The 10,909-nt window shown below is 70.7% G+C and carries 3 protein-coding genes, 1 tRNA gene and 2 pseudogenes; 4 read left to right on the plus strand and 2 right to left on the minus strand.

Annotated elements, in window-relative coordinates:
- Positions 1–165 precede the first annotated feature (165 nt).
- The 4 genes and pseudogenes from JQN83_RS28460 to JQN83_RS28475 all read left to right on the plus strand — a co-directional run bounded on the left by JQN83_RS28460 (position 166) and on the right by JQN83_RS28475 (position 8,277).
- Entirely contained in the window at positions 166–4,449 is a 4,284-nt protein-coding gene (locus JQN83_RS28460) for a non-ribosomal peptide synthetase (protein WP_208570237.1), read from the plus strand.
- Between the two features lie 5 nt (positions 4,450–4,454).
- Complete coding sequence (locus JQN83_RS28465) at positions 4,455–5,738, plus strand: MFS transporter (RefSeq protein WP_208570238.1); 1,284 nt, start codon at positions 4,455–4,457, stop codon at positions 5,736–5,738.
- 194 nt (positions 5,739–5,932) lie between these two features.
- Positions 5,933–6,060 (plus strand) — tRNA-OTHER (locus JQN83_RS28470).
- A gap of 57 nt (positions 6,061–6,117) precedes the next feature.
- Positions 6,118–8,277: pseudogene (locus tag JQN83_RS28475) on the plus strand (TerD family protein).
- 242 nt (positions 8,278–8,519) lie between these two features.
- On the opposite strand, the pseudogene JQN83_RS34410 reads toward JQN83_RS28475, so the two are convergent.
- A pseudogene (locus JQN83_RS34410) lies at positions 8,520–8,636 on the minus strand (helix-turn-helix domain-containing protein); the annotation flags it as partial.
- Between the two features lie 154 nt (positions 8,637–8,790).
- Positions 8,791–10,896 (minus strand): ThuA domain-containing protein, encoded by a 2,106-nt coding sequence (locus tag JQN83_RS28485; RefSeq protein ID WP_208570239.1) that lies wholly within the window; start codon positions 10,894–10,896, stop codon positions 8,791–8,793.
- Positions 10,897–10,909: the final 13 nt, after the last annotated feature.

Here is a 10,909-nt window from a genome sequence, read left to right on the forward strand (position 1 = left end):
AATATCCGGCACCGACCGATGATGCTGTCCAAGTTGAATTCACCGTAGGTCACCCCGTGGCGAAACAGTGCCGGGTTCGCTCCCGGGCACTGACATCTCTGTGATTACGCGACACGAGTTTGCGCTTTTTCGACGGATTGCGGGTGTCTGTAGGAAGGAGAGGTAGTGACCGAGGCCCCGGTGAATTCGGTAGACTCGACGGATTCGGCTGAACTGCCACTGTCGTTCGCCCAGGAACAGTTGTGGTTCCTCGACCAACTCGCCCCCGGCACACCGACGTACAACGTCGCCGTGCTGTACCGGATCGACGGCGACCTGGATCACTCGGCACTACAGACCGCGATGACCCGGGTCGTCGCCAACCACGACATCCTCCGCGCGCGCTTCGACGCGCACGACGGCGTTCCCTACCAGGTCATCGCAGCTCCTCCGGAGCAGGCGCTCGTGATCGACGACCACACCGCGGCGGGGGAGCTCGGGGAGACACGTGCCCTCGACGCGGCGACCACGCTGGCACGGACACCGTTCGACCTGGCCGTGGGCCCGCTCTACCGGTTCCGCCTGTTCCGCGTCACAACGGAACGACACCTGTTGTCCATCGTCATTCACCACATCGTGTGTGACGGCTGGTCCATCAACCTGATCAGTGACGAGATCCGCAGGTCGTACGCGGCGATCCGGCAGGGTCACGAACTCCCGGCCGGCCGGGCCGCCACCGACTACGCCGATTTCGTCAAGGCCCAGCGGGTCGCCTTCGAAGACGGCACCTTCGAAGCGCAGCTCACCTACTGGAAGTCCCAACTGTCGGGCCTGCCAGCGTTGAACCTGCCGGCTGACCACCCGCGACCGCCGTACACCGTCCACCGCGGCGAACACCTCAGCCGGGTCTTTCCGGCATCGACCGGTGCCACCGCGCGCCGCCTCGCCCGGTCGCAGAAGGTCTCGCTGTCGATGCTCCTGACCGCGGCCCTCGGGGTGGTCCTGTCCCGTTACACCGGTGAGGAGGACCTCGCCGTCGGCACCACCGCACTCGGCCGGTCCGATCCCGACCTGGAACAGGTCGTCGGCATCTTCGTCAACGCGGTGGTGCTGCGGCTGGACCTGTCCGGAAAGCCCACCTTCGCCGAGCTGCTCGATCGGGTCAAGGACACCTCCCTGCGGGCCTACGAGCTTCAGGACGTGCCGTTCGAGCGGGTGGTCGACCGCCTTGCCGTCCCCCGCGACCCCAGCCGCAATCCGTTGTTCGACGTCCTTCTCCAGGTGCTCAGCGAGGAGACCGGCAGCGGCTCCCTCGACCTGCCCGGAGCCACCATCAGTGTGGTCGACCAGCAGACGATGCACTCCCGGTTCGACCTGTCGCTGACCTTCGCCGAGTCGGCGACCGAGCTGCGGGTGTCGGCGGAGTATTCGACGGAGCTGTTCGCCCGGTGGCGCATCGAACAACTACTCACCCACATCGAACGCGTCCTGACCGGTGCGGCCGCCGACCCCGGCATCAGGGTGTCCGAGATCGACCTGCTGTCCGCCGACGACCGGGCCGAGCTGATGCGGCTGGGTCACGGTCCGGACGACGCCGTCCGCTCCGACCCCGTGCACGTCCTCGTCGCGGAACGGGCCGCAGCGGCACCCGACTCCGTCGCGGCGGTCTTCGAGGGCGTCGAGCTGACCTACGGGGAACTGGACCGACGTGCCGCCGTCCTCGCCGCCCACCTGAGGCACCGGTGCGGGGTCAGACACGAAGAGCTGGTGGGGGTCGCGATGGATCGCGGCCTGGACGTCCTCGTGGCGTTCCTCGGTGTCGCCAAGGCGGGCGCCGCGTACGTGATCCTCGACATCGACCACCCGGTCGGCCGCCTGGAGTTCATTCTCGACGACACCGACGCACACGTGGTGCTGACCACGAGCGACCTGCTCGCCAGCCTTCCCGAGCCCCGGTCGCGTCGTTACCTGTGCCTAGACCGCGACTGGCCGGACATCGAGTCCGCCGGGGCCGGGGGAGCAGGCGACCCGCTCGACGAGGTGAGCACCGGGGACTCGTTGGTCAGCGTGATCTACACCTCCGGTTCGACGGGCCGCCCCAAGGGGGTGCTGACCGAGCACCGGGCGCTGGTGTCCTACCTGGTCCCGTTCGCCGAGACCTTCAAATTCGGCCCCGGCGACCGGATCCTGCAGTTCGCGTCACTCGCCTTCGACCTGTGTCAGGCAGAGGTCTACACCGCGCTCATCAGCGGCGCCACGCTCGTATGTGCCCGCCGGGAGACCCTGCACTCGACGGAGTCGCTGTCCGCGCTGATCCGCGCCGAGCACATCACCTTCGTCGGCGCACCTCCGACGCTGCTGGCGCTGCTCGACGACGGCCCGTACCCGCACCTGCGCCACGTGTTCACCGGAGGTGAGGCGTGCCCGGCCGAGCTGGCCAACCGGTGGAACGTCGCGGGTCGGACGTTCGTCAACGGCTACGGCCCCACCGAGGCGGCGATCGGCGTGACGCTGCACGTCGTACCCCGCGGGGAATACCGGACCTCGCCGCCCATCGGCGGGCCCATCACCGGACGACGCTTCTACGTCGTCGACGAGCAGTTGGCGCTGGTGCCGGTCGGGGTGCCGGGTGAACTGCTGATCGGTGGCGACGAGGGGCTGGCCCGCGGCTACCTCAACCGCCCCGACCTGCACAGCGAGAAGTTCATCCCGGACCCGTTCCGGTCCACCGGACGGGTGTACCGCACCGGCGACCTCGTCCGCTGGAACCGCGAGGGCCACCTGGAGTTCCTGGGCCGGATCGACACGCAGATCAAGCTGCGGGGCCTACGGATCGAGGTCGAGGAGATCGAAGCGGTGCTGCGTACCCATCCCGCGGTCGACACGGCGGCGGTGAAGCTGGCCGAGGACGCACGGGGCCAGCAGATCCTCGCCGGCTACGTGACCCTGACCGGGTCGACGGAACCATCGGTCGCCGAACTGCGCCGGCACGCCGCCCAGTTCCTGCCGTCATACATGGTCCCGCAGGCCTGGCGGGTGCTGGAGAGCCTGCCGATGTCGCTCAGCGGCAAGCTCAACCGCAGGGCACTGCCCGCACCGGCGGCGTACGTCCAGGCCGACCGGGAGGTCGTCGCGCTGGCCACCCCGACCGAACGGCAGGTCGCCGCCGTCTTCGCCGACGTCCTCGGCATGGCCGCCTGGCGACTCAGCGCCGACGACGACTTCTTCGAACTGGGTGGCAACTCGTTGCAGGCGATGCGGGTCATCAGCCGGGTCAACCAGGCGTTCAGCGCGAAACTCGGCGTCCGGACCCTGTACGGCTCGCCCAACCTGCGCGACTTCGCCCAGCAGGTGCACCTGCAGGCCGTCGCACCACCGGCCGCCGATCCGGCCGCCGAACCGCCCCACCAGCAGGCGGGCCCGCCCGCCGATGCGCTGAGCCTGGCGCAGACGATCGCGCTGGCCATGACCGACGTCCTGGTGTCACCGGCCACCCCGGCCGCCGTCACCGACAACCTGTTCGCACTCGGCGCCGACGAGGAGCACGCGGCGAAGCTGCTCCAGCTGATCGAGCAACGCGTGGGCACCCGGATCACGGCCCGGGACCTCTACACGCCCGTCGTCCTCGCCGCAGCGGTGCAGGCGCGACGGGCCGCCGACCAGCAGGCCGACACCTGGTCGCCGCTGGTGACCCTGGCCGCCGCACCCAACGACGGCACGTACCCGCCGCTGTTCTGCGTCCCCGGTGCGTCCGGCTCCCCGTCCATCTTCGCCGGAGTCGCCCGCCGGCTGAGCCCGGAACGGACGATCATCGGTCTCGAAGCGCCGGGGCTGGAGCCGGGTCAGCACGCACTGCCCGACGTGGTGGCGTTGGCGGGCCGTTTCGTAGCGGCGATCCGGGAACGGCAGCCGACGGGCCCGTACCATCTGCTCGGCTGGTCGATGGGTGGGTTGGTCGCGTTCGAGATGGCGCGGCAGCTCACGGAGGCCGGTGCGCCGGTGCCGTTCCTGACAGTCGTCGACACCCCGCTGCCGGACCCGTCCCGGACGCCCGACGACCGGCGCACCGTCGAACAGTTCGTCGCCGACATCGCGGCCGTGGCCGGTCGGGACGCCCCCGAACTTCCCCCGGGCTACCAGGGCCTTCCCGATCAGTTCGACGCGCTGTACGCGCTCCTGCGGGACACGGTGCTTCCGGCGGAGATCGGGCCGGATCAACTCGGTTGCCGCCTGTCCGTCTACCGGGCCAGCGTGCGGGCCACCTTCCGCTACCGGCCCGCCTGGACCTACCCCGGCCGGCTTTCCGTGCTCAGGACCCCGGGGTCGGTACCGGCCGGGCAGTGGGCCCCGCTGGCGGCCACGGTACGCGAGTACCGCGCCCCCGGCACGCACCACTCGATGTGGTCCGGCGAGCACCGCCCCGTACTCGCGGCGGTCATCGACACCCTCCTCGCCGCAGCGGGAGAGTGAGCGTGTTGCAGCGACTGCCAGTGCGTGAGCGGCGGAGCAGAACGGGCCTGTGGTGGCAGAACCGGGACTTCCGCCTGTTCTGGATAGGCGAGACGGTGTCGATGGTCGGGACCCAGGTCACCGCACTCGCGTTGCCGCTGACGGCGATTCTCGTGCTCGACAGCAGTACCGAGCAGGTGGGTCTGCTGCGGATGGCCCAGCTCCTGCCGTACCTGCTGCTCTCGTTGCTCTTCGGTGCCCTCGCCGACCGGATGCCGCGACGGCCGCTCATGGTCGGGGCGAATGCGGTCCGGCTGGTGCTGATCGGCCTCGTGCCGATCCTCGCCGTCACCGGTCAGTTGAGTCTCGGCTGGCTCTACGTCGTCACCGCAGGGGTGGGTGTCGCCGCGGTGATGTTCGACGTGTGCTGGGTGTCCTACGTGCCCACCATCGTCGCCGACCACACCCGACTCATCGAGGCGAACAGCCGCATCGGCGCGGCGGACGCCGCCGCCCACATCGGTGGGCCCGGCCTTGCCGGTGTACTGGTGAACATCCTCACCGCCCCCATCGCGCTCGTCGTGAACGCCGCCTCGTACGCGGTCTCGATCGCCATGCTGCTGCAGATCAGGGCCCGCGAGGTGAAGCCGGAACGGAGCGACACGCCCCGCAACCTGCGGGCCGAACTGGGCGAGGGACTGCGCTGGGTGTTCGGTAACCCGCTGCTGCGCATCCTCGCGATCCTGGGTGCCTGCTACAACTTCTTCCTGATGTTCATCCAGACGGTGTTCCTGGTGTATGCCGTCCGGGAGCTGTCCCTGAGCACCGCCGTTATCGGCGGCATCCTCTCGTCGGGCGCCGTCGGTGGCCTGATCGGCGCCGCGTCGGCGCAGGCCGCAGCGCGGCGGTTCGGCGTCGGTCGGGTGTACGTGGCCTGCGCGAGCGTGTCCTTCTCCAGCTGGATCGTGGTCCCGGCAGCCGGCGGGCCGCCGGTGGTGCTCACCGCCGTGCTGGTGGCGGTGTTCCTGGTCTCCGCGGTGGCGATGGGGGCGACGAACGTCATCGTCGTCAGCCTTCGGCAGACCTTGACCCCCGACACGCTGATGGCCCGGATGAACGCGGTCATGCGCATGCTGATGCTCGGCGTCGCCGCGCTCGGTGGCCCCGTCGGAGGCGGACTGGCCACCGTCATCGGTCTACGCCCCGCCCTGTGGGTGGCGGCGGGGGCGTCGATCCTGGCGTTCGTCGTGTTCTTCCCGCGCCGGATCCTGCACCTGACGGAACTCCCCGAGCCGGCCGCGACCCGGTGACCGGGGGCCGGCGGATCACCACCGCCGCGTCGGGCTCCTCGACCCCCACCCGGCAACCGGGCGGCCACCCCGAGACCGCAGCGTGGCAGCCTCCGGGCCGACGGCAACGTGGGCGGACGGCCCATCCCCGCCCACCGGTGGTGCCGGCGAATCCCGGTAGCCGTGGCGACCCTGCTGATGGATGATCGACATCTGGGTCGCTAGCTCAACTGGCTAGAGCATCCGACTGGTAGCGCGTCCGCCCTCCGCTCGCGCGGCGATGGGTGCGCTTCCTTCTCCCTGTTGGATCGGAAGGTTCGGGGTTCGAGTCCCCGGCGACCCACCGTGCTACGGCGACAGGCCGCCAATCTCGTCCGAGGTGCCCGGAACGGAGGAACACGTGCTCGAACAGCTGATCATCCAGAGGACCCTGCGCGTGCCGGCGAGCACCGCCGCGCCCGGTGACGGCACCTCGGTGGCCCGGCAGTTGGACGCGGCGCTGCTCGACGTCGGCTTCTCGGCTTCGCGGGCCCTGCTGGAGCACATCGGTGCCCTGGCTCCCGCGCCGGCGACGGATCTCGCCGCCACCGTCGTCTCGGCGGTGCGCGAACTGGTCGGGGACCACGTCCGGCACAACGCCTACTTCATCGGATTCCCGCACGACGTGCCGGACACCGTCGAGTTCTGGGCCGACCGGCTGCGGGCGGCCGTGTTCCCCGGCGGGGGCACGGCGACCGACGCGCAGCTGCGGGCCACGGTCGCCCCGGGTGGGGTGAACCTGCTCGACCTGCCGGGCTACGGCACCTACCAGCACACCTACGCGGAGCTGTTGGCCGCGCACGACACGCTGGTCACCGGGTCCGGTGACCGGGTGACCCTGCTGCACCTCGGGGACACCACCGACGTGGAGGCGGCACGGCTCTATCTGGCCCTGGCCGGCAGCCCGACGCCGCACGGCGAGACCGACCTCATGATCCTCAGCGAGCTGGCGGTGGCCTGCGCGGACGGCGCGCAGCCGGCCGAGATCCCGGTACGGGAGAACCGTGCCGTCCTCAACGGGATCCGACTCGTCCTCGGCCGGCCGCTGGTCGGCGTCGACACGACGACCGACGTGCTGCGCCTCGCCTGCCAGGTTTCCGGCGGGGACGTCTCGCTGGCCGCACCCACCCGGTTCCGTGCCTTCCGACGTCCCGAGCGGCGGATGCTGATGGCCGCGCTGAACGAGGTCGTCGCCGCCAACCCGGGCAAGCTCGGTGACGTCGGACGCTACGCGGAGCGCTGGAAGCGGCTCGGGGAACGACTGCACCCGCACGAGTAAGCCCAGTGGCCGCACGCGCAGGAGGTGTTCACGGTCGCCCGTGGTGAGCGGCGGGTGCCCAACCTCGCCGGCCGTGCGGAGGCGGCGATCCGCGCCGGTGCCGTCGCCCCGGCCGCATCGGTGCTGTCGGCTGCGCCGGGCCTGCTCCTGCGATCTGCCGACCGGCTGCTGCGGCTGGCGTCACCGTCGGAACGCACCACCGTCGTCGACGCGGTCACGGGTGCGCTCGGCTCGGCGTCGGGCCGGGTGCTGCTCTCGCTGCGGGAACACGTCGACAACCGGTTGACGCCCGCCTCGGCCCGGATGTATGCCAGCCGCTCACGTACCGCGTGGGTCGGTCCCGACGAGCGGCCCCCGCTGCCGGCGGGCCTGGTGGCCGAGTTGTCGTCGCTACTCGACGCCGAGATCAGCGCTCGCCTGCCGGCGTCGCACCGGCCGCTGATGGTGGATCCGGAGGTGCTCGACGTCGCACTGCCGTTGTCCGGCAAGGCGACCGAGGCCGGTTTCGCAGTCATGCCGAGGGGGTCGCGGGCCTCGGTGTCCGGTGAGTTGCTGCGCTTTTTCACCTACTGGCGTCAGACCAGCCGCCGCACCGACTACGACCTGTCGGTGCTGCTGCTCGACGACGAGTTCCACGGTGCGGGTCAGGTGTCGTGGACCAACTACCGGCACGACGGCGTGGTGCACTCCGGTGACGTCACCGACGCGAAGCACGGTGCGACCGAGTTCGTCGACGTGCCCCTGACGGCCGCCGGGCACTACGTGGTTCCGCAGGTCAACATCTATGCGGGTGAGTCGTTCGAGGAGGTCGCCGAGTCGATGTTCGGGTACCAGACCCGGGCGCGGGACCAGGGCGGTGCGCCGTTCGACGCCCGGACCGTCCGGGCGCGCTCGCACCTGCGCGGCCAGGGGCGGGTCGCGCTGCCGATGGTGTTCGCCAGGAACGAGCGTGGCTGGCAGGCGGTGTGGCTGCACCTGTACCTGCGGGGATGGCCGTCGTTCAACCGGGTGGAGGGGAACACCTTCACCACGGCCGATCGGGTACGAGCGCTGATGGAGCGGCGGTACCTCACCGTGTCCTACCTCGTGGACCGGTGGCGCGCGCGAGCCGAGGTGACGGCGTGGGACGGCCGACTGCCGGACCAGCCGGTCACCTTCGTCGGCGTCGACGCACCGGAGGGTCTACCGGACGGATCGGAGACATATACTCTCGACCGACTCAGCGAGTTGATCCCTGAGTGAGCGGCGAAGTCGAGGCCATGCGGGTGCTTCCTGCTATTCCGTTCGATTCGGGAACTCCGTGCAAGCGGAGGATCTGGTATTCAGCCCCCGTGCTCCCCTCGACTCTCGCCGGCGGTCCCGGTCGTGGCCTGAGTGCCGTCGTTCTCACTGCGGCGTGCCCGACCGGGGTGCGGCGCGTACGTGGGCGCCTTCGCCCTGTCTGCCGACGAGGCTGAGGAACTCGACGGGCCCGGAGCTGGTGGCGCGCGGGCGAGCGGGAGCAGCTGTTCGAGGGTGGGGCGTCGTAGGCCCGCTTCGAGCCGGGACAGGGTGCTGGCGGAGATGCCTGTCTCGTCGGCCCGACGCGAGCGGCCGGCCATCCGCGTCGCGGTGCAGGTCCGTGGCGCGGGCCCGGCCGTCACCCGGGAACCACGGGGTGTACGCGGATCGCGGCGGCGGTGAACGCCACCGTCGGACCTGACGTGCCCCCGCTGCCGGAACGGCAGCGGGGGCACGGCCTGCCCGCCTACCGGGTCACGGGAGGGTCCACTTCTGGTTGGCGGCGGCCAGGCAGGTCCAGAGGTGGACGGCCTGGCCGTCGGTGGCGCTGTTGTTGGACACGTCGAGGCACTTGCCGGACTGTGGGTTGCGCAGGGTGCCGTCGGCCTGGGCGGACCAGTTCTGTGCGCCGCTGCCGTTGCAGGTCCAGAGTTGGATCTTCGTGCCGTCGGCGGAACCTCCGCCGGAGACGTCCAGGCACTTGCCCAGTGCCTTCACGGTGCTGTTCGGGGTGACCGACCAGGTCTGGGCGGCGCTGCCGTTGCAGGTCCAGATCTGGATCTGCGTACCGTCGGCGGTGGCCGCGTTGCGGACGTCCAGGCACTTGCCGGCCAGCCCGACGATCGGCCCGGTGCCCGGGGTGCCGGGGGTGCCGCCGCCCCGGACCAGGGTGAAGTCGTCCACGTCGAACAGCCCGGCCCCGGAACCGGTGAAGGTCAGGTACACGGTCTGCGTACCGGTGGGCACCCCGGCCAGGGCGGTGCTCACGTCGGCGTACGTGGTCCAGCCACCGGTGTTGGGCACCGCCACCTGGCCGAGCAGCGGGCCGGTGGCCGAGCCGGTCCGGATGCCGATGGTGCCGCCCGAGCCACCGGAGACCACCCGGGCCCGCAGCGAGGTGACCCCGGTCAGGTCCAGCCCCGGGTACGCGGCCCAGTCACCCGGGTCGACGTAGCCGAGGGTCTGCCCCCCGTTGGACCCGGCCTTGGTGAACGCGCTGACCCCGCTGGCCGAGCCGAACGCCTCGGCCTGCACGGTGGTGGTGCCGCCCGGGGTACCGCCCAACTCCTTGATCCGGACGTTGCGGAACGACACGTCGTCGCCCGTACCGTGGTTCTGGAGCCCGATGTGGCCGGCGAGGGAGCGGGCCGGGTCGGTGTTGGTGAAGTCGTTGATCTTCCGCCCGTTGAGGAAGACCTGGAGCCGTTCCCCCTCGACCAGCAACTCGTAGCTGTTCCACTCTCCCGGCGGGTTCAGGGCGGCGTCGCGGGCGGCCAGGTCGGCGGACTGGAACGTGTAGACCGCGCCGGTGGTGCGGTCGGTGGCGTCGGTGGCGTCGATCTGGATCTCGTACCCGTTGTCCACCGCCGACCAGGGGTCGGTCGACGGCGGGAAGCCGATGAAGACGCCCGAGTTGTCGTCGCCGGCCATCCGCCAGTCCAGCTTCAGCGAGTAGTTGGTGAACTGCTTGGCGCTGTACCAGTACAGGCCCATGCCGCCGACGGAGGTGAGAGTCGCGTCGGCGTTGCCGAAGCTGCCCGGACCGGCCTGCGACCAGCCGGTGGTGGACCCGTCGTAGAGGGTGACGTAGCCGGTCTCCGGACGGCAGTCGGCCTTCGCCCGGCCGGCCGCGTACCGGATGCCGCCGAGCAGGTGGCCGCGGAACGCCGCCTCCGCGTACGACCCCTGGGTGTGCCCCAGGCCGGTATAAAACGACCGGCCGGAGCTGACCGTCTTGCACCAGGAGATCGGATGGTCGCCGCCCATCGAGCCGCCCGAGTACGACGACTCGTCCAGGGTGGCGAGGACCCGGGCACCCGCGCGCGGGTTGGTCTGGTAGTTGTACCACTCGTCGGTGCGGGTCCAGGTCTGCGGCAGGTGCCCGGTGGCCGGGTGGGCCCGGTTCTCGACACGGACGCTCGCCTGCTGGATGGCCGGATGGGAGGCGAAGTAGCCGCCCACCAGGCTGCCGTAGTAGGACCAGCCGTACTCGGTGTCGGCGGCGGCGTGGACGCCGACGTACCCGCCGCCGCCGTTGACGTACGACTCGAAGGCGGACTGCTGCGCGGCGTCCAGGACGTCACCGGTGGTGTTGAGGAAGACCACCGCCTCGTACTGGGCCAGGTTCGCGGTGGTGAACCGGGACGCGTCCTCGGTCGCGGTCACGGTGAAACCGTTCGCCGTACCGAGTTCCCGGATCGCCTGGGTGCCGACGGCGATCGAGTCGTGCCGGAACCCGGCGGTCTTGGAGAACACCAGCACGTCGTACGGGGCGTCGGCCGCGCCGGCCGGCGTCGGGACGGCAAGCACTGCGGCGGCGGCGGTCACCGCGCCGAGGACGGATCGAAGGAGTCTGCGCATGTCACTCTCCCGG

Source organism: Micromonospora antibiotica (assembly GCF_017599305.1).
Lineage (GTDB): Bacteria > Actinomycetota > Actinomycetes > Mycobacteriales > Micromonosporaceae > Micromonospora > Micromonospora antibiotica.